Here is an 18,518-nt window from a genome sequence, read left to right as displayed (position 1 = left end):
CGTTGAATCGAGGTATGACGGCAGGGTCAAGGTTGGAAGCTGGAGGAAATGATGGTGGTGGATTGGACGAAGCTTTGGCCGCTGGTCCTGACCTCTTCGGTCATCGCGGCATTCCTGACCTACGGCCTTGGCCTGCTTAAGGACTGGCTGAACCGAAACCGAGACGCTGACTTCGCTGCATTGTTCGTCGCCTTAAGTCTGGAGGAATACGCCTCTCGCTGCGCCTCGGTCGTAGGTGACATCGGCACGTTCTGGAGTTCATCTGGAAACGCTGGAACGTCCCACGGGAATGTCCCAGAGTTGAACAGCTTCAAAAGCGATATCGAGTGGAAAGCTCTGGGCATCAAGCTGACCTCCAAAGCTTTGTCGTTCCGGGTGCGAGTCGCCCACACCCGCGAAATACTTTCTGACCTCTCCGACCACATCAACGAGGAGATCGTGGAAGAAGCGCGTGATCACGCGGTGAAACTCGGCTTGGAGGCCATCGCGATTGCCGAGGTGTTCCGAAAGACGCGGAAACTCGGTGCCCCACTGCCGGTGTCGGATTGGAGCACCAAAAAGTGGCTTCAGGGGAAGGCTGATGAAATCGCTGCCGTCAGGGCAAAGGAGAAGATGAGAGACGATTAGAACTGGACTACATCTCCGCGCACCGCTTGCGAGCCGTGACCTAAATAGGTGGTATGGACATCTACCACCACTTTCTTGAACGCGGCCTGACAGACTCTCGTCGGCACTTCTCGTCCGCATGGCTCGGCAGAGCCGAGAACTACATGTGCCTTCGTTCTGGGCGAGAAGCGTCGGCCGACGCGCTCATCGAACTGTTCCAGACGCTATGGCGTGAAGGTCAGTTCGCGCTGGCCGTCCGTGTGGGCTGGACAGTCCTTTGGCTAACACCGGAGGCTCGCAGATGAGCCACTTCGTTGTTCTTTTCCCTGACGACGGTGACGCTACGCTGGCGGCCGTGCTTCTTCAAACCAAGACTGGTGCGATCATCTCCAGTCCGATGGAGGACAGACTCCTCATCTGCGCCACAGAAGCGGACGCCGTTTTCATTCGCTGCGGTCTCGGTCTTCGGCCGGTGTCCAACACGATGTTCACTGTCCCGGTAAGCGACCAAGCGAATGTGAGCGCGTGGCTCACCACCAATCGACTTTCCCGACGCTGCGAGTGGCGAGCATTGGAGCACTTCGAATTCATGTCGCTTGAGGCCGCTGACAGGTTGATCGAGGTTTTCATCGGTGTGACCGGTAATATCCCGAAGGTCTTGCCGCTGGCCCTCTGGCCAGATGTCTTCCGGCCAAGCCTCCGAGCCGCTTGAGGCTTCAACGCGGCCAGTTGAAAGCGATGCAAATCGCGCATCCAAGCTCTCGGCCGATTTGCCGCCGAGTTCGCTCGTCCGAACCTCACCGAGGATACGAGCGCGCCCTTTCACAAACCAAACAGCATCACGTTCGACGCCGATGAAACTGCGACCCGTAGCCATCGCGGCGGCGCCGGTCGTCCCGCTGCCGTAGCAGTGGTCGAGCACGACCTCTCCGGGGTTGGAGTAAGTGCGGATCAGATATTCCGCCAGAGCTTGAGGCTTCTGGGTGGGATGGCCGTGGTCACGCTCGCAATCGAACTCCAGCACCGATTGCGGATAGTTCGCGGTGTCGTTCGTCCATTCGCCCTTGGTGTAGGTATCCCGGTAGACGGCTCCCACCTTCCCGCGACGAGTGACCTTGGCGGCCTTCGGCGTCACACCCTGCGGATTGTAGGTCATCTTTCCACGAGGGCGCGCGAACACGAGCACCTCCTCATGGCTCGCCAGATGACGCCGATTGGAGTGAAGGAACCCGACCGGGCGATTCTTCTTCCAGATCAGTTGCTGTCTGAACCAAGGGCGGTTCGACAGGATCAAGTCGATGGAGAACGGCTGTGCGGCATGGATCACGATCATGCCATTGGGAGCGAGGATGCGTTCGTATTCGCTCCACATCTCGGCCGCCGGAAGGGTTTGGTCCCATTCGCAGTTCGTGGTGCCGTAAGGCGGATCGACAAGGATCAGGTTCACCGATTTCGATGGGATCAGCTTCATCTTCTCGATGGCGTCCCCATTGTGAAAGTCGGCGAAAAGCTCGACGCCGGTCTCGGTCCTGCCAACGACATGGCGATCAACCAGTCCCAAACGCTTCTCGATGATCGGCCAGTAACTCGGCTCACGTTCGATGAGAACCGCAGAACGACCGTGTTCGATAGCCGCCGCACCCGTCGTCCCCGAGCCGCCGAACGGGTCGAGCACGACATCTCCGGGGTTCGAGCACGCCAGCACGATGCGTTCGATCATGGCTTGCGGGAACGGGCACGGGTGGCTGGTTCGCTCCTTGGCCGTGCCGTGAACCTGCGTGAAGGCCCAGATGTCGGCGGGGTTGGCACCCGCCGGATTGTTGCGCTTGTCAGCCGATGTCGAGGGACGTCGCACATCGTCGAGATTGAAGGTGGGGTAGATCGTCTTCGGACGACCGCGCGCGCCCTTCAGCACGCCGGGCTTCACCAGATACAGCCAGCGTTCCGAGCGAGTGGAGAAGCGTTGGGTGGTGTTCTGCTGGGCGCGGCGGTCCCAGACAATCTCCTGAACGAAGGTCAGGCCGGTGCCTGCGATCAGGGGGAACAGATAATAGGTGATGGGAACACGGCTGTTTGGCCCGGCCTTATGCATGCCGACGTTGATCCACATCGCGCCGCCGGGTTTCAGCACACGAGCCGCTGCCGTGATCCATTGGCGCGAGAACTCGATGTAGTCCTCGATGCTCGCGAACGTGTCGCCGTAGTGCATGCCGATGTTCAGATAGGGCGGCGACGTCACGACCAGATCGACCGACCCGGCGACCATGGAGTCCATGAATGCGACGCACTCACCCTTCACCAGTCGCGCGGTCGGCGCGGCGGGCGGCGGCGTGGTGGTGGGCAGGTTGTCGTTGGCGGCCGGAGCCTTCTGAACTTGAGCGACCTTCTGGCGGCGGATGACCATGTGTTTGTGACGTCCTCATCGGTTGGTGATGAGAGCGTTGTGATGTCTGGCGGCATTGCGGTCGAGGACGGGGAAATGATGTCCGAAGGACGGATTTTCACTTAAGCTTCCGGGTTCTCACATTGGCTTCCGAGTTCTCACTCGGGGCCGCTCTGAAACCTGATTGAAAGCTTCGAAGTGCGAGGTTGGGCGAATGTCCGACGAAGCTTCCCCCTATCGGTCGATCACTAAAGCCGCGCTCGCTGCGCTTCTCGGCATCCCCGAGCACCAGCTTCGCACCCGAGCAGAAGCGGCGGCCGATCTCGATGTCAGTCAGGGCACTCTCGCGAATCTGGCCATGCCGGATTCCGAGGGCATCGGCAGCGGCCCGGCCTACTACCGATCTACGACCAGCCCCACAGGCGGAACCGCTTGGTATCCAGCATCGGAAGTCGAAGCCTTTAGGAGACATCGCGCTGCGCCGATCAAGCGGAGCTATGATCGCAAAACTGGTCAGCAGGATTGGACCAAGCTCCAAGACGATGTGGATCGGCTCCCTGTCCACACCGTGGTCTCAATGATCGAGGAGTGGCGGGATAGCGAACTCTATCGACGTGCCCAAGCCATCCTCCACGACCCTAATCCGATGGCGGGACGACCGACCTACGAGGAAGAGTGCCGATTGTTTGGGGCGGCGCAGAAAGGCGGCCGCGTCGAGGCGTTTGCTGTCATCGCTGGTTCAGAAGATGGCGCCGCCCAGCGAAAGGCAATCTTCGAGAGCCTCGACGATCAGACAAATGCCGTAGAGACCCACCTTCTCGCGCTGACGTCTTCGCGAGGTTTATCCATCTCATCGGCCCATCCATCCTTCTTCGTCCTGACGACGATGTTCGAAAGGGCATGGGGGGAGGTTCTGGAGGCCGAAACGCGCTGGCGGAACTTCGACTATACGGGAATGCCGAAGCACCGGCCGAGCACAATCAACGAAATCACGATCTCCGTAAGTGTGAAGACGTGATCGACCCTGCTGATCCTCGTTGGCACATGACCTCCAACGGTGTCCGCCGCCAGATCGGTCTGGAAGTTGGCAGTATAGTCGGAGTGAGGTCGGCCCGATCCTGACAGAGGCTTCAGCCGGATCGGGTGTCATCGACCGGAAGATCGCTCGATAACCCCGTCACGACCGTTCTCGAAAACGGGGGTGGAAATCGCTGTGTTTCACGGCCCGCAAACGCAGTGCTGGCGTAATCGATATTTTGTGCCCGCTTCCATCTGTTTGGTGGATCAGCGACCGATGTCGTTAAGCTGGCCGAATGAGCAGCACGAACATCATCCTTGCGCCTACCCCCGAGATACGCGCGGCGTGCGATCTCATCGACGATGCCATCGGCCGGTTCCTTTCAGCCCGTGGGCGAACGCTTGATGGCTATGCGGAACTCGGCCGATACGAAGCGGATCGGGCCGCCTTGCCGCTGTTCAACGTCGCGATCAGGTCCGTGGAAGGCGTGCTGGCTCTCGCACGAACCGATCTGGTGTTGTTCCCCGCAGCGATGATGGCGGCGCGGGGTGCCTTCGAAACAAGCCTGAAGGCTGCTTGGCTCGTTGACTGTGACGCCCATTTCGACCGTGAACGACGTTGGCTTCAGTTGCTGGAAAGCGAAGAGCGGATGGAGGCTCGGCTGGCGGGCCATCTGGCGAAGGCAGGACAAGACGGCTCTGACCGACTGAAACGACGTGATGAGCTTCGAGCCTTCCGACTTGAGATCGAGCGTCGGTTCCCTGATGGCTACGCGGCATTGAAGGGTGCCCCGTCTGTCGAACAGATGATGGAGACCCTGCACGACCCCCAACTCTACGTCGCCTACATCTATCTTTCGCAGTTCCTGCACGGTGAGCGGGCTGCGGCATCCTACTACACACCGACCAGCCAACCTCGGCGTGACGCGGTGACGGCCGATGATTGGTCCTTCCCGCTCAAGGTGGTGTGGCTGGCCTTCTTCCGTGGCGCACGCAAGCTGCTGGTGCGGTTCGGCGGCGACCCGGACAGCTTCATGTCGGAAGGTGAAGAGGTCGAAGTTCGCAACGCTCTGGCGATGGTCGGATAGGTGGTGCGGTGATTACGGCTGCTATTCACCGCAAAATCTGCGGCGAGGTCGGGGCCGATTTGATTGACGGCCTACCGATCCATGAGAGCCTGTTCTCCAATCACCGGATCGGAGAACACCCTGACCAAGCGCGTGGCCCTGTATTGTCGTGTGAGCACGGCCGATAAAAACCAGACCGTCGAGAACCAACTTCGTGATCTGCGAGCCGTGGCCCAGAGGCAGGACTGGGAGATCGTGGCGACGTTCCTCGACGAGGGCATATCCGGCGCCAAGGGACGAGACAAACGACCGGGCTTCGACGCCTTACTGAAAGGGGTCGCACGCAGGGATTTCGATCTGATCGCTTGCTTCTCGGTCTGTAGGATCGGCCGATCCCTGCCTGACCTGATCCACTTCCTCGGCGACATCCAAACCAAGAACGTGGACCTCTACGTCCACACGCAGGGCCTCGACACCTCGACACCCTCCGGCCGGATGATGTTCTCGATGCTTGGCGTTTTTGCCGAATTCGAGAGGGCCATTCATAGGGAGCGCGTGTTCTCGGGGCTGCGTCGGACGACCAAGAAGAGCGGTCGCAAGCCCATGCCTGACGACCGTGTGGAAGCGATCAGGAAATCGTTGCGGGACGGTCAGGGCATCCGCGCCACCGCCCGGCTCCATCGTGCATCGCCCATGACCGTGATGGCCATCAAGCGTTCGATGGAGAGCGTCCCGGCTTAAGCCAGAGCCAGCTTCGCGTTCACCTGATCTTCCTCGCGGCGGAACTGGAAGCGCACTTCCACGCCTCCGTTGCCGAGCGAGTAGTGGGGCCAGTTCGACGGCTCGATGCCGATAGCCATCACTACCGCCTTCGCCCGCTCGGCCAGAACCTGCTGGGCCAGCGCGTTCAGCGACAGCTTCCCGACATCGTAGCCAGCCTTGGCCAGCACCTCGGCGAGCCGCTGCTCCTCGGCGTCAACATCGGACGCAGAGACGACGTGATCCAGCTTCCACACGTTGACCTTCTCCCCGTCCGATCAGAGCCTTGGCGACTCTCTCATCGCCAGCCGCAGAGCCGCTCCCATGGACGACATCGACGATCAAGACGCTTCGGAACGCTCACCGGGAAGCGTGGCAGGAGCGTCCCCTGTCGCGTCCACCATTGCTTCCCAAGACATATCCAAATGTTGGTGGGCGGCACCGGCTGGGAGCCAGCCTGACGGGATCGCACGGCTACCCCGGATCGCCCACCCCCATGACAACGGTCTCGCCGGCGATCAGATCGAGGTCGCGAGGGTCGTGCGACACCAGGATCATCGGCAGGTCGGCCTGGTCCCGCAGCCGCATCAGATAAGGGGCCAGCCGCTCGCGGCGCGATGCATCCAGGCCGGTGAAGGGCTCGTCGAGCAGGAGCAGCCTCGGCTTGGCCGCCAGGGCGCGGGCCAGGGCGACCCGGCGCGCTTCGCCTCCCGACAGGGCGGCGGGCCGTCGATCCTCGAAGCCCTCAAGATCCATCAGGTGAAGGGCTTCCGCCACGGTCAACCGATCCCCGCCATAGGGCTGAGAAAAGGCGATGTTCTGTCGCACGGTCAGGTGCGGAAAGAGCCTCACGTCCTGAAAGACATAGCCGATCCGTCGCTGGTGGGCGGGCCGCCGGTCGATACCGTCATCGAGCAGAAGGTCACCGTCGATCTGGATCCGGGCCGAGCCATGCTTCAGCAGCCCGGCCAAGCCATGCAGGAAGCTGGTCTTGCCACAGCCCGACGGCCCGACGAGCGCCACCGCCCGATGACGACTTTCAAAGGCAAAGTCGAAGGCGAAAGCCCCGCGCCGTCCCTTGGCCTGGCACGCCAGTTTCATTCCGATCTGGCCCGCTGCAGTTGGCGATTGCACAGCTCGGATCCGATCACGGCCAGTATGGAGACAGCCACGGCGATCAGGGCCAGTCGGACCGCGGCCTGATCGCCCTGGGCGCGCTGAAGCGCCGCATAGATGGCAACGGGCAGGGTCTGGGTCTCCCCCGGGATCGACCCCGCAAAGGTCACAGTCGCGCCGAACTCGCCAAAGGCACGGGCAAAGCCCAGAAAGGCGGCGGCCACCAGGCCCGGTGCCGCCAGCGGCAGGGTGACGCGCAGAAAGACCGCCGCCGGAGGCGCACCCAGGACAGCGGCAGCGTCTTCGAGGCCCTGATCGATACTCTCGAAGGCCAGGCGCAGGGGCCGTACCACCAGAGGCAGCGCCATCAGAGCGGCAGCGAGCGCCGCGCCCGTCCAGTGGAAAGCCAGGGTCACGCCGAACAGATCGTTCAACAACCGCCCGACCGGCCCTGTGGCTCCGAACACCACCAGCAGAACAAGGCCGGTCACCACGGGCGGCAGGACGAGGGGCAGATTGACCAGGGCCTCGACCAGCCATCGGCCAGGAAATCGTCCCCGCGCCAGCAGAAGGCCCAGCCCCAGCCCGAGCGGCAGAACGACGATCAAGGCGACGGCCGCTACCTTCAGCGACAGTCCCAGCGCCTGGAGTTCAAAGGGGGTCAACGGTTCAAGCATCAGGCCAGCGGCTCAAATCCGTACCGCTCGAAAACTGCAGCAGCGGCCGGGCCTCTGAGATGATCCAGGAAGTCGAGAGCCTGGTTGCTGGCACCCCGCACCGCCGCCGCCGGATAGACGATTTCCGGATACTGGTCCGGCGCGGGCTCCAGGACCGCCCTCACCGCGTTCTGGCCGACCGCGTCGCTGCGATAGACGATCCCGAAGGCCGCCTCGCCCCGTGCCACAAAGGCGCGTACCGCCCTGACGTCGGCACCATAGACCACCCGGCTCTGAACCCAGGACCAGCGTCCGGAGCCTTCAAGCCAGGCCTTGGCATAGGCCCCGGCGGGAACACTGTCGGGGTCACCGATCACGAGCCGGTTTCCCTTTCCAAGCGCCAAAAATGGATCGGGGCCGACGGCGGCTGCTGCCGGCGCGATCACGACCAGCCGATTGCCCAGCAGGGCACCGGGGGCTTCCGCCAAGAGTCCGGACCGCGACAACCGCAGCATCCAGGCGCGGTCGGCGAGGATGACCACATCGGCGGGTGCCCCGGCCTCGATCTGCCGCGCGAGCGCTCCGCTCGACCCGAAGGACAGTCTGACCCGCACGCCGGTATCCCGCCCATAGTCGGTGGCGATCTCCGTCAGGGCATCGGTCAATGAGGCCGCCGCAAAAACGGTGACGGGTGGGGCACTGCGCGGCGAGCAGCCCATGCCTGTCACCAGGGCCAGCAGAACGCCTGCAGCGATCCAGATCGACCTCGGCATCAAAATGCGCGCCTGTTGCAGGTTTCCGTTATAGTCTGTGGAACATGACGGTCGTCTACCAGTCTGACAAGCTGATCCGAGGGGGTCCCGCCCCCCTGATCGACCCGTTCGGTCGGACGATCCGCTATGTCCGTGTTTCGGTGACCGACCGCTGCGACCTGCGCTGTCTCTACTGCATGGCCGAGCATCCTGCCTTCCTGCCGAAGGCGGAGATGCTGAGCCTGGACGAACTGGACCGCCTTTGCGGAGCCTTCATCGATCTGGGTTGCCGCACCCTGCGCCTCACGGGAGGCGAGCCCTTGGTCCGCAAGGGTTTCATGGATCTGGTCTCCAGCCTTTCGACCCGACTGCGGACCGGGGCGCTGGAAGAGTTGACCCTGACCACCAATGGCACGCGCCTGGCCCAGCACGCCGATGCCCTGGCTGCCTGTGGCGTGCGCCGGATCAATGTCTCGCTCGACACCCTGGATGCCGACACCTATCGCCGCCTGACGCGAGGCGGCGATCTCAACCAGGTTCTGGCCGGTCTTGAGGCGGCGCGGTCGGCGGGACTGGCCGTCAAGATCAATGTGGTGGCGCTGAAGAACGATAATGCGCGCGAACTGCCGGACCTGATTCAGTGGGCGCACAGCCTGGGCATGGCACTGACCCTCATCGAGACCATGCCGATGGGCGAGATCGAGGCCGACCGGACCGACCAGTTCCTGTCGCTCGCAGATGTTCGGAAGGATCTGGCGCGCCGCTGGACTTTGACACCGTCGGCGAAACGGACGGCCGGTCCCGCCCAATATGTGCAGGTCCAGGAAACCGGCGGCGAGCTCGGGTTCATCACCCCTCTCACCCATGTCTTCTGCGAGGCTTGCAACCGGGTTCGCGTCACCTGCACGGGGCAGCTTTATCTTTGCCTGGGCCAGGAAGATCGCGCCGATCTGCGGGCCATACTGCGAGCGAACCCCGGCGACGACGCGCCCGTGCGCGCCGCCATCCGCTCTGCCGTCGACCGCAAGCCCAAGGGGCATGATTTCCGCATAGACCGACCGGGCGCGCCGCCGGCCTCGCCCCGGACCATGTCCGCGACAGGAGGGTGAGTTGCCGCAGGTAAGACTGTTCGGGACCATTGGCGATGCCGCAGGCTGGAGCGAAAAGACCGTGCCGGGCGAGACGCTAGGTGCGCTCAAGGCCATGATTGCCGCCGACGATCCGCAGCTGAGCGCACTGTTGTCCGACGCCTCGACCCTGGTGATCCTCAATCACGCCCTGATCCCGGCCAGCCTGAGGGGCGAGGACCGTCCTCTCGATATCCAGGATGAAATCGCCTTCGGCTCGCCGGTCGGAGGGGGATGACCATGGCCGGCCACGCCCTTCCCTCGCCGCACGGCAGCCGGGTCGTCTTGACCCGCGATGCCCTGGATGTCGCCGCCCTGACCGCGGCCTTCCATCGCGACCGATCCCATGTCGGGGCCGTGGTCATCTTCACCGGACTGGCCCGGAGCACCACCGATGGCGTGGCGGCGGGACAGCTGACCCTCGACGCCTATCCGGGGTTCACGGAAAAGGTGATGGTCGAGATGGCTGACGAGGCCCGCAGCCGGTTCGATATCGACGATGTCTCGGTCTGGCACCGTTGGGGCGAGATCCCCGTTGGAGAGGCCATCGTCTTCGTGGCTGTCGCCGCCGTCCATCGCCGTCCCGCCTTTGAGGCGGCGGACTTTCTGATGGACCATCTCAAGACAAGGGCACCGTTCTGGAAGCGGGAGGACGGCCCGGACGGACGACGGTGGATCGAACCGCGCCCCCGCGACCTTGCCGACCTCGCCCGCTGGAGCCAGGAGCCTTCATGACCGACGCCCTCGCCGATCTTCAGCCGCCCGCGCCCGGCGGCCGCCTTGTGGACCTGCCGTTCATTCCGATCCGGCTGGCCGTGCTTACGATTTCCGATACCCGGGACGAGGAGAGCGACACCTCCGGCGGCATCCTGGTGGATCGCATTCGGCAGGCCGGCCATGTCTGCGACCTGAAGGCCATCGTGCCGGACGACGTCACGGCGATCCGGGCGGCGGTGAAAGCCTGGATCGCATCAGGACAGGTCGACGCGATCATCACCACCGGGGGTACCGGCCTGACCGGGCGGGACGTGACGCCCGAGGCGCTCGAGCCCCTGTTCGACAAACGGATCGATGGCTTCTCGGTCATCTTCCACCAGGTCAGCTATCAGTCGATCGGATTGAGCACCCTTCAGTCGCGGGCGACCGCCGGCCTGATCGACGGCGTATTCGTCTTCTGCCTGCCCGGATCGAACGGAGCCGTGCGGGATGGGTGGGACAAGGTGATCCGCTGGCAGCTCGACAGCCGACACCGCCCTTGCAACATGGTCGAACTGATGCCGCGCCTGGACGAAGCCTGATGCCTGGCCCCGGACTTACCCATATCGACGCTGATGGCCGTGCGCGGATGGTCGATGTGTCGGACAAGGCCGACACGCATCGGCAGGCCGTAGCCCGAGGCCGGTTGTGCATGGGTCCCGATACGCTTCGCCTGGCCCTGTCCGGCGAAGGGCGCAAGGGCGATGTGCGGGCGGTCGCAGAGATTGCCGGCGTCATGGCGGCCAAACGGACGTCGGACCTCATTCCCATGTGCCATCCGCTGCTGCTGTCCTCGGTCAAGGTCACGATCGAGCCGACTGAGGACGGCTCCGGACTGACGGCCACCGCCACGGTCAAAACCCGGGGGCCGACCGGGGTAGAGATGGAGGCGCTGACGGCGGTCAGTGCTGCCTTGCTGACCCTCTACGACATGCTCAAGGCGGTCGATCGCGGCATGACGCTGGCGGACATCCAGCTGGTCGACAAGACCGGTGGGGCCAGTGGCGATTGGGCGCGCCCATGAGCCTGCCCACTCCCGCTGAGGCCCGGTCACGCATGCTGCAGGCACTGGCCCCTCTGGGCGCCGAGGAGGTGCCCCTGGAGGCCGCGGACGGTCGGGTTCTAGCCGAACCGGTAACGGCCATCCGCGACCAGCCACCCTATGACGCCTCGGCCATGGACGGCTGGGCGGTGCGCACAGTCGATGCCGTATCGGGCGCCGCGCTCAGCATCGTCGGGGAAAGCGCGGCGGGCCACGATGCAGGCGCACACATCGGCCCCGGTGAGGCCGTAAGGATCTTCACCGGCGCGGCCCTGCCCCCCGGTGCGGACCGGGTCGTCATCCAGGAACAGGCCAGGCGCACGGGGATGACCGTCGTCCTGGACGACCTCGCTGACGCGCCTGCCTATGTGCGTCCGCGCGGCGGTGATTTCCGCGCCCAGGATGGTTTGTTGGAGGCGGGCTTGCGCCTCAACCCCTGGCGCATCGCCCTGGCCGCCTCCGCCGGCAGAGCGACGGTGACGTGCACGTCTCGGCCACGGGTCGGCCTGCTTTCAACCGGCGACGAGCTCGTCGCGCCGGGGGATGCGGCGGGCGATCGGCATATTTATGACACCTGTACGCCGGCCCTTGCGGCCTTCATTGCCCGCTGCGGCGGCCTACCCGTCGCACTGCCGCGAGCACGGGATACGGACGCGGCCATTCTGGAAGCGGTGGCCTCTCGGCCCTTCGACCTTCTGGTGACCATCGGCGGTGCCTCGGTCGGCGACCATGACCGCGTCAAGCCCGCCCTGAAATCTGCCGGGGCTCAACTTGTCGTCGAGGGCATTGCCGTTCGCCCCGGAAAGCCGACCTGGTTCGGCCATCTTGGCGACGGACGCCCGGTGCTGGGCCTGCCGGGAAACCCGGCGTCGGCCCTGGTCTGCGCGGAGCTGTTTCTGGCGCCCGTTCTGGCGGGCCTGCAGGGGATCGCCTGGGCCGAACCACTGGAAGCGGCCATTCTGGACACCGACCTGCCGGCCAACGGCCCGCGCGAACATTATATGCGCGCTCTGGTCTCTGAGGGTCGGGTCCGGGTCCTGAATGATCAGGATTCCTCACTGGTGACGGTCATGGCGGCCGCCAACGCCCTGGTTAGGCGGCTTCCTCACGCGCCCCCTCTTGCTGCAGGGGCCAAGGTTCATGTGACGCGGCCCATTTGGGCGACCTAGAGCCTGATCGGTTGGCGCTTTCGCCGCGCAGACCCGACCTCGGTGCTCGGAACACGAAGGATTACCCCATGCTGGCCACCATCGGTCCCGTCGAACTTCGGGTGCGGATCATGAGCGGCCAAGTCCGTGCCATCGGGCCCGGCAAGGCGGCCGTCCTGGAGGCCATCCAGGCCTACGGCTCCATTTCTGCATCAGGACGGGCCCTGGGCATCAGCTACAAGCGCTGCTGGGCGCTGGTCGATGAGATGAACCGTTGCTGGCGCGAGCCGCTGGTCGCCACGCGGCGCGGGGGCTCAGCACAGGGTGCCGCCCTTACTCCTCTCGGCGAGCAAGTCCTGGCCGCCTATCGCAGGCTGGAGACGCGCCTGCTCGAGACCGTGCGTGACGACCCGGCCTTTGCCGACATCTGCGAGAATCTGCGGGCTCATCCGATCGCGGCGGCCGATGGCGGTAACCCTCGCGGCGTCGAGACCTGAAGGGCTGTCCAGCCAGGACGCCTCGACAGGCGAGATCAGCAGCCCCCGAAAATGCACTGCTGACAAAGCAGGGTGCAGGGATGCGTCTGCAGCTGGGCAATCATCTGCTGCAGGATTCCCACCATCGAATCCATTTCCATAGACGCCATGTCGGGAATGACGGCTGCTGCCTTGGCCTGGGTGGCGCGGTCACAGTGGTCGACCTGCTGCATACCCTTGTCGGACAAGTGCAGCGTCTTCATCCGGCGATCGAACTGATGGGATTCCCGGACGATGAGACCTTCATTCTCCAGCTCGTCGCACAGCCTGGACACACAGGCATGGGACAGGGCCAGTTCACCGGCTATCGCGGCCTGGCTGGTGCCGCGCCGTCCGGACGCATGGATCAGGCGCAAGGCTCTCATTCTGGTGTCGCGCATACCGCTGTTGACGGACTGCAGCGCATCCGCCGCCGCCAGGAACTTCAGCACCTCTGTACTGGACAAGGGCGGCTCGGTCCTCTGACCGCCGATCGCCATGGTAGCACCCCCAAGATACGGAATCGTACACCTCTGATTGCGCCCCCAAATGCGAAAGAAAGCCTACCGATCGTTACAAAGCGAAATCACTACAACCTGTAGCATTTGATTGTATCAACGAAGTCTAACGCTCGCTTAGGTCGTATCGCTCAGAGTGCGGACATAAACCAACCCTCGGGGTCCCTGGCATGTCCGACACACTCGCCCTTCAAGAACGTCTTGCCTTTATCGCACTGGACCAGGAAGCCCAGTCGGCCCTCGCCAGGGCCAAGCCCGTCATCGAGCAGGCACTGCCGGCCAGTCTCGACGCCTTCTACGATCAGGTTCGGCGCTTTCCCGAAGTGGCCAAATTGTTCGGCAGCGAAAGTCATATCTCGGGAGCCAAGGGTGCCCAGGCGCGGCACTGGTCCATCATCGCATCGGGCGCATTCGATCGCGGCTATGTCGAAGGTGTCCAGCGGATAGGCTCGACCCATGCCCGGATCGGACTGGAGCCGCGGTGGTATATCGGCGGCTATGCTCTGGTGCTGGACGGGCTGGTCAAGGCCATCGTCAAGGACCACGAGGCGCGCCGCAAACGCTTTGGCCGGTCCGACGCGGGTGACGGCCTGGGCTCGACCCTGGCTGCGGTGATGAAGGCCGCCATGCTGGACATGGACTTCGTCATCTCGCTGTACCTACAGGCCGCCGAGAACGCCCGCGCCGAGGCCGAGGCGGCAAGCGCACAGGCCCGTGAGGAAAACGAGCGTCTGATGCAGACCATGCAAGGCATCGTGCAGGCCCTCGATCAGTCCCAGGCCACCATCGAGTTCGACATGGATGGGCGGATCCTGACCGCCAATCCCCTGTTTCTGAAAACGATGCGCTACGACCTCGACGAGGTCGTCGGTCAGCATCACCGCCTGTTCCTGGACAAGGACTATGCCGCCAGCGACGACTACCGCCAGTTCTGGAAGCAGCTGCGCCTGGGACGGCCCCTGACCGAGAAGTTCACCCGCTACGACAAGACCGGCCAGCGGCTGGTTCTGCTGGCGACCTACTGCCCGGTCATGGGCAACGACGGCCTGCCGGTGAAGGTGGTCAAGATGGCCACCAACATCACCGCGATCGAGGAGGAAAGGGAGAAGGCCGAGAAGGCTCAGGCCTTCGTCGTCAGCGAAACCGCGCGCGCTCTGGCCGACGTTGCGGATGGCAATCTGACGGCCCGGATCAACTCGGCCTTCGATGGCGACTACGAGCAACTGAAGACGGATTTCAACGGCGCGATGCAGCGGTTGGAATCGGCGATGTCTGAAATCGCCTCCAACACCCTGACCATGCGGACAGGGGCCAGCGAGATCAGCCAGGCGGCCGACGATCTGTCGCGGCGGACCGAACAGCAGGCAGCCACCCTCGAACAGACGGCTGCCGCCCTCGACGAAATCACGGCAACGGTGCGGCGCACCGCCGACGGCGCGTCACGAGCGGGAGAGGTTGTGGTCGCGGCGCGCGACGATGCCGAACGCTCCAGCGAGGTCGTCAGCAAGGCCGTCGATGCGATGGATGCCATCGAATCGTCTGCCACCCAGATCAGTCAGATCATTGGCGTCATCGACGAAATCGCCTTCCAGACCAATCTGCTGGCGCTGAACGCCGGGGTCGAGGCGGCACGGGCCGGGGATGCAGGGCGCGGCTTTGCCGTCGTCGCATCCGAGGTGCGCGCCCTGGCTCAGCGCTCGGCCGAGGCGGCCAAGGAGATCAAGTCGCTGATCTCGGCCTCCACCCAGCAGGTCAAGACCGGCGTCACCCTGGTGGGTCAGACGGGCGAAGCGCTGACGGCCATCGTCGGCCGCGTTCTGGAGATCAACGGTCTGATGGCCGAGATCACCGCATCGGCCCAGGAGCAATCCACCGCGCTCAGCCAGATCAACACGGCCGTCAATCAGATGGATCAGGCGACCCAGCAGAATGCGGCCATGGTCGAGCAGTCCACGGCGGCAAGCCATAGCCTGACCCAGGAGACGGACCAGTTGGCCAAGCTCGTGGGCCGCTTCCAGGTCTCCGGTATCCGCGACGCCGCTGCCCGGTCCTCCAATCGGACACCGATGACGTCCAACCCTGCCCTGGCCGACTCTCAAGGACGGATTGCCGAGTTCGCCAAACGCCAGGCCCCCGCGCCTCGCACGCATGGATCTCTGGCCCTGAAGGCGACCAGCGAAGCGGAATGGGAGGAGTTCTGATGGGCGCTGTACTCAATCTGCCGAAACGGCTGGAAGGCCACGCGCTGGATCCGATCAAGTCGCAGATCCTGTCGATGAGGGGCCATGACCTGGATCTCTTCGGAGAGGAGGTCGAGCGGGTCAACGGCCTTGGTGTCGAGCTGTTGCTGGCGTCGTTTCGGACCTGGCGTGAGGACGGGCTGACGCTGCGGATCGTCGATCCCTCGCACGCCCTTGTCGAGGTGTTCGACCGCCTGAATCTCAATCTTGGGATCGGAGAAGCTGCGTGAGCAAGATCGTTCTGACCGTCGATGACAGCCGGACCATGCGGGACATGCTCCGACTGGCCCTGACCGATGCCAGTTTTACCGTGGTGCAGGCGGTCGATGGTGTCCACGGGCTGGAGGTGCTGAACGACAGCACGCCGGACGTCATCATCACCGACATCAACATGCCGAACCTCGACGGCTTCGGCTTCATCGAAGGCGTGCGCCGGTCCGCGCGCCACGGTGCCGTGCCCATCCTGGTCCTCACCACTGAAAGCGATCAGGAGAAGAAGCAGCGCGCCCGATCGGCGGGTGCGACCGGATGGATCGTCAAACCTTTCGACCCCGTCAAATTGGTCGACGCCGTGCGTCGGGTCGCTGCCTGAGGTTGGCCATGGATCCGATGGAGGCCATCCGGGCGACATTCTTTCAGGAATGCGACGAGCTGCTCGGCGATCTGGAAAGCGGACTGCTGAGCCTGCAGGACGGCACCGGCAATGACGAGACGGTCAACGCCGTGTTCCGCGCCGTGCATTCGGTCAAGGGCGGGGCCGGCGCGTTCGGTCTGGATGAACTGGTGCGGTTCGCGCATGTGTTCGAGACCACCCTCGACGACGTCCGCAGCGGCAAGCTGCCGATCGAGCCGGGGATCGTGGCCGTCCTGCTGCGCGCCGCAGATGCTTTGGCCGACCATGTCACCATGGCCAAGGGCGGGCCAGCGGTGGATGCCGCCAATGCCGCCGTCATCATTGCCGATCTGCAGCGCTTCACCGGTGCAGACCCCTTGTCGCTCGACGCCGAGCCGGACGAGGACATCGCCTTCGTCCCGCAGAAATTGAGCCTGGACATCGACGAACCGCAGATCGCGGATCCGACATCCCCGGCCGAGTGGACCGTTACGTTCAAACCCGCCGCCGCCCTCTATCGCAATGCCAATGACGCCATCCTGCTCATCCGCGAGTTGGAGCGTCTGGGTACGGCCCGTGTCGTGGTGGACCCGGATGAGGTGCCGGGCCTGGAGCACAAGGATGTCGCCGAGCCGGCCCTGACCTGGGTGGTTCACCTCCTCGCCGGATCAGACGTCGATGAGGACCAGATTCGAGAGGTGTTCGAGTTCGTTCAGGGCGACTGCGATCTGCACATCGCGCAGGACAATGGCCTGGCGGAAGTATCACCCCTGAGCCTGAACGAGGACGACGGCTCTGAGCTGGTGGCTCCTCACGGCGAGACACCCGAACAGCTGCTGGATCGGCTGATGCGCGAGGCGAGCACAGCCTCCGATGCCGAGACCTCTTCCTCGCCCGCGCCCATAGGCCCGATCCCTCCCCCAGTGATCGAAGCCCCCGTTGCCGAAAGCGAGGCCACGGCCGCCGGTTCGGCACGTCCCGAGGCCCTGGTCCAGACGACGATCCGGGTGGACCTGGAGCGGGTCGATCGGCTGATCGATCTGGTCGGAGAGCTCGTCATCAACCAGGCCATGCTGGCTCAGCGGGTGGTCGAGGCTGGCCTGGCACGCTCCAGCACGATCGCCCTGGGTCTGGATGACCTCGAACAGCTGACCCGGGAAATCCAGGACAGCGTCATGGCCATCCGCGCCCAGCCGGTGAAGTCGGTCTTTCAGCGGATGCCCCGCCTGGTTCGCGAGGTCGCAGCGGCCACCGGCAAGAAGGTTCGCCTGATCACCGAAGGCGAAGGCACAGAGGTCGACAAGACCGTTATCGAACGCCTGTCCGAGCCCATCACCCACATGATCCGCAATGCGATCGATCATGGTCTGGAATCCCCGGCGGCCAGGCTGGCGGCCGGCAAGACGGAAGAGGGTACAGTCCGGCTGAGCGCGCAGCATCGGTCGGGACGGATCATCATCGAGGTGGCCGACGACGGTCGAGGGATCGACCGCGAGCGGGTGCGCGCCATCGCGATCGATCGCGGCATCGTCTCGTCCGACGCCCTGCTGTCGGATGAGGAGGTCGACAACCTGATCTTTGCCCCCGGCTTTTCGACCGCGCAGGCCATCTCGGACATTTCCGGCCGGGGTGTCGGCATGGATGTCGTCAAGCGGTCGATCCAGGCGCTGGGGGGGCGGATTGTCATCACCTCCCGTCCGGGCGAAGGGTCTGTGTTCACGCTCAGCCTGCCCCTGACCCTGGCCGTCCTGGACGGCATGGTGGTCACGGTGGGCGATCACACCCTGGTCGTCCCGATCAATGTGATCGTCGAGAGCCTGCAGCCCAAGGCCATCGACATTCGCAGGCTGGGGCCGGAAGGGACCGTCCTGTCCGTGCGCGGACTGCACGTCCCCCTGATCGATGTCGCCCCGTCCCTGGGCTGGCGCAGCGGCCCCGATGGCCCGGCCGGCGGCGTTACCCTGCTGGTCGAAAGTGAACTGGGCGGGCTGGCGGCCCTGCGGGTCGACGCCATCCAGGGCCAGCGACAGGTCGTCATCAAGAGCCTGGAGCAGAACTACCGACAGGTTGAAGGCGTGGCAGCCGCCACGATCCTGGGGGACGGCCGCGTGGCCCTGATCCTGGATGTCGACGGACTGATCGCCAGCCGGAGACGTGCGGCACCGCGATCGCTGCAACAGGCACAGGCACAGGCCATCTGAGT

Annotated in this window: 22 protein-coding genes; 16 read left to right on the top strand and 6 right to left on the bottom strand. The window is 64.3% G+C overall.

The annotated features are described in order from the left end of the window. Window positions 1-48 precede the first annotated feature (48 nt). Window positions 49-627, top strand: a complete 579-nt coding sequence (locus JIP62_RS12510) for a hypothetical protein (RefSeq protein WP_201102496.1) — start codon at window positions 49-51, stop codon at window positions 625-627. Between the two features lie 53 nt (window positions 628-680). Then, complete coding sequence (locus JIP62_RS15320; RefSeq protein WP_330999926.1) at window positions 681-911, top strand: DUF6626 family protein; 231 nt, start codon at window positions 681-683, stop codon at window positions 909-911. Here the strand turns inward: JIP62_RS15320 and JIP62_RS12505 are convergent. Then, the gene (locus JIP62_RS12505; RefSeq protein WP_201102495.1) at window positions 845-3,010 is read right to left on the bottom strand and encodes a DNA-methyltransferase; all 2,166 of its coding nucleotides are present in this window, start codon (window positions 3,008-3,010) and stop codon (window positions 845-847) included. The two genes, JIP62_RS15320 and JIP62_RS12505, sit on opposite strands and share 67 nt — an antisense overlap. A 193-nt stretch (window positions 3,011-3,203) precedes the next feature. Between JIP62_RS12505 and JIP62_RS12500 the strand changes: the two genes are divergently transcribed. The 3 genes from JIP62_RS12500 to JIP62_RS12490 all read left to right on the top strand — a co-directional run bounded on the left by JIP62_RS12500 (window position 3,204) and on the right by JIP62_RS12490 (window position 5,814). After that, on the top strand, window positions 3,204-4,007 hold the full coding sequence (locus tag JIP62_RS12500) for a hypothetical protein (RefSeq protein WP_201102494.1): 804 nt from the start codon (window positions 3,204-3,206) through the stop codon (window positions 4,005-4,007). 295 nt (window positions 4,008-4,302) lie between these two features. Beyond that, a complete protein-coding gene (locus tag JIP62_RS12495; RefSeq protein WP_201102493.1) occupies window positions 4,303-5,094 on the top strand; it encodes a DUF5677 domain-containing protein in 792 nt (263 codons plus the stop codon). A 150-nt stretch (window positions 5,095-5,244) separates the two neighbouring features. Next, complete coding sequence (locus tag JIP62_RS12490) at window positions 5,245-5,814, top strand: recombinase family protein (RefSeq protein WP_201102492.1); 570 nt, start codon at window positions 5,245-5,247, stop codon at window positions 5,812-5,814. Here the strand turns inward: JIP62_RS12490 and JIP62_RS12485 are convergent. The 4 genes from JIP62_RS12485 to modA all read right to left on the bottom strand — a co-directional run bounded on the left by JIP62_RS12485 (window position 5,811) and on the right by modA (window position 8,377). Next, window positions 5,811-6,089, bottom strand: a complete 279-nt coding sequence (locus JIP62_RS12485; RefSeq protein WP_201102491.1) for a hypothetical protein — start codon at window positions 6,087-6,089, stop codon at window positions 5,811-5,813. The two genes, JIP62_RS12490 and JIP62_RS12485, sit on opposite strands and share 4 nt — an antisense overlap. 217 nt (window positions 6,090-6,306) lie before the next feature. Then, on the bottom strand, window positions 6,307-6,933 hold the full coding sequence (locus JIP62_RS12480; protein WP_201102490.1) for an ATP-binding cassette domain-containing protein: 627 nt from the start codon (window positions 6,931-6,933) through the stop codon (window positions 6,307-6,309). Beyond that, window positions 6,930-7,625 carry a molybdate ABC transporter permease subunit gene (gene modB / locus JIP62_RS12475; RefSeq protein ID WP_201102489.1) on the bottom strand — a complete coding sequence of 232 codons (696 nt, stop codon included), beginning with the start codon at window positions 7,623-7,625 and terminating at the stop codon, window positions 6,930-6,932. The genes JIP62_RS12480 and modB overlap by 4 nt, the downstream gene beginning before the upstream one ends. After that, window positions 7,625-8,377 (bottom strand): molybdate ABC transporter substrate-binding protein, encoded by a 753-nt coding sequence (gene modA / locus JIP62_RS12470; RefSeq protein WP_201102488.1) that lies wholly within the window; start codon window positions 8,375-8,377, stop codon window positions 7,625-7,627. Before modA ends, modB begins: the two co-directional genes overlap by 1 nt. Window positions 8,378-8,421: 44 nt before the next feature. Here modA and moaA point away from each other — a divergent pair, with 44 nt between their 5' ends. The 7 genes from moaA to JIP62_RS12435 all read left to right on the top strand — a co-directional run bounded on the left by moaA (window position 8,422) and on the right by JIP62_RS12435 (window position 12,926). Then, a complete protein-coding gene (moaA, locus tag JIP62_RS12465) occupies window positions 8,422-9,465 on the top strand; it encodes a GTP 3',8-cyclase MoaA (protein ID WP_201102487.1) in 1,044 nt (347 codons plus the stop codon). Between the two features lies 1 nt (window position 9,466). Then, the gene (locus JIP62_RS12460; protein ID WP_201102486.1) at window positions 9,467-9,721 is read left to right on the top strand and encodes a MoaD/ThiS family protein; all 255 of its coding nucleotides are present in this window, start codon (window positions 9,467-9,469) and stop codon (window positions 9,719-9,721) included. A gap of 2 nt (window positions 9,722-9,723) precedes the next feature. After that, on the top strand, window positions 9,724-10,218 hold the full coding sequence (locus JIP62_RS12455; RefSeq protein ID WP_201102485.1) for a molybdenum cofactor biosynthesis protein MoaE: 495 nt from the start codon (window positions 9,724-9,726) through the stop codon (window positions 10,216-10,218). Next, complete coding sequence (moaB, locus tag JIP62_RS12450) at window positions 10,215-10,781, top strand: molybdenum cofactor biosynthesis protein B (protein ID WP_201102484.1); 567 nt, start codon at window positions 10,215-10,217, stop codon at window positions 10,779-10,781. Before JIP62_RS12455 ends, moaB begins: the two co-directional genes overlap by 4 nt. Next, window positions 10,781-11,263 (top strand): cyclic pyranopterin monophosphate synthase MoaC, encoded by a 483-nt coding sequence (gene moaC / locus JIP62_RS12445; protein WP_201102483.1) that lies wholly within the window; start codon window positions 10,781-10,783, stop codon window positions 11,261-11,263. Before moaB ends, moaC begins: the two co-directional genes overlap by 1 nt. Then, a complete protein-coding gene (locus JIP62_RS12440) occupies window positions 11,260-12,450 on the top strand; it encodes a molybdopterin molybdotransferase MoeA (RefSeq protein ID WP_201102482.1) in 1,191 nt (396 codons plus the stop codon). The genes moaC and JIP62_RS12440 overlap by 4 nt, the downstream gene beginning before the upstream one ends. 68 nt (window positions 12,451-12,518) lie before the next feature. Continuing rightward, on the top strand, window positions 12,519-12,926 hold the full coding sequence (locus JIP62_RS12435) for a winged helix-turn-helix domain-containing protein (protein WP_201102481.1): 408 nt from the start codon (window positions 12,519-12,521) through the stop codon (window positions 12,924-12,926). A gap of 35 nt (window positions 12,927-12,961) precedes the next feature. Here JIP62_RS12435 and JIP62_RS12430 read toward each other — a convergent pair whose 3' ends face one another. Next, window positions 12,962-13,444, bottom strand: a complete 483-nt coding sequence (locus JIP62_RS12430; protein ID WP_201102480.1) for a MarR family winged helix-turn-helix transcriptional regulator — start codon at window positions 13,442-13,444, stop codon at window positions 12,962-12,964. A gap of 188 nt (window positions 13,445-13,632) precedes the next feature. Between JIP62_RS12430 and JIP62_RS12425 the strand changes: the two genes are divergently transcribed. From JIP62_RS12425 to JIP62_RS12410, 4 genes are read left to right on the top strand one after another with little or no spacing between them, the layout of a single operon-like run. After that, window positions 13,633-15,663: a methyl-accepting chemotaxis protein gene (locus JIP62_RS12425; RefSeq protein WP_230974751.1), complete on the top strand. Its 2,031-nt coding sequence runs from the start codon at window positions 13,633-13,635 to the stop codon at window positions 15,661-15,663. Then, the gene (locus JIP62_RS12420) at window positions 15,663-15,932 is read left to right on the top strand and encodes an anti-sigma factor antagonist (protein WP_201102479.1); all 270 of its coding nucleotides are present in this window, start codon (window positions 15,663-15,665) and stop codon (window positions 15,930-15,932) included. Before JIP62_RS12425 ends, JIP62_RS12420 begins: the two co-directional genes overlap by 1 nt. Next, entirely contained in the window at window positions 15,929-16,294 is a 366-nt protein-coding gene (locus JIP62_RS12415) for a response regulator (protein ID WP_201102478.1), read from the top strand. Before JIP62_RS12420 ends, JIP62_RS12415 begins: the two co-directional genes overlap by 4 nt. Before the next feature lie 8 nt (window positions 16,295-16,302). After that, complete coding sequence (locus JIP62_RS12410) at window positions 16,303-18,516, top strand: chemotaxis protein CheA (protein WP_201102477.1); 2,214 nt, start codon at window positions 16,303-16,305, stop codon at window positions 18,514-18,516. Window positions 18,517-18,518 lie beyond the last annotated feature (2 nt).

It is taken from the genome of Brevundimonas vitisensis, assembly GCF_016656965.1.
GTDB classification, from domain to species: Bacteria; Pseudomonadota; Alphaproteobacteria; order Caulobacterales; family Caulobacteraceae; genus Brevundimonas; species Brevundimonas vitisensis.
Note: the sequence above shows the minus strand (reverse complement) of the source record. Positions and strands in the feature narration are given on the sequence as shown.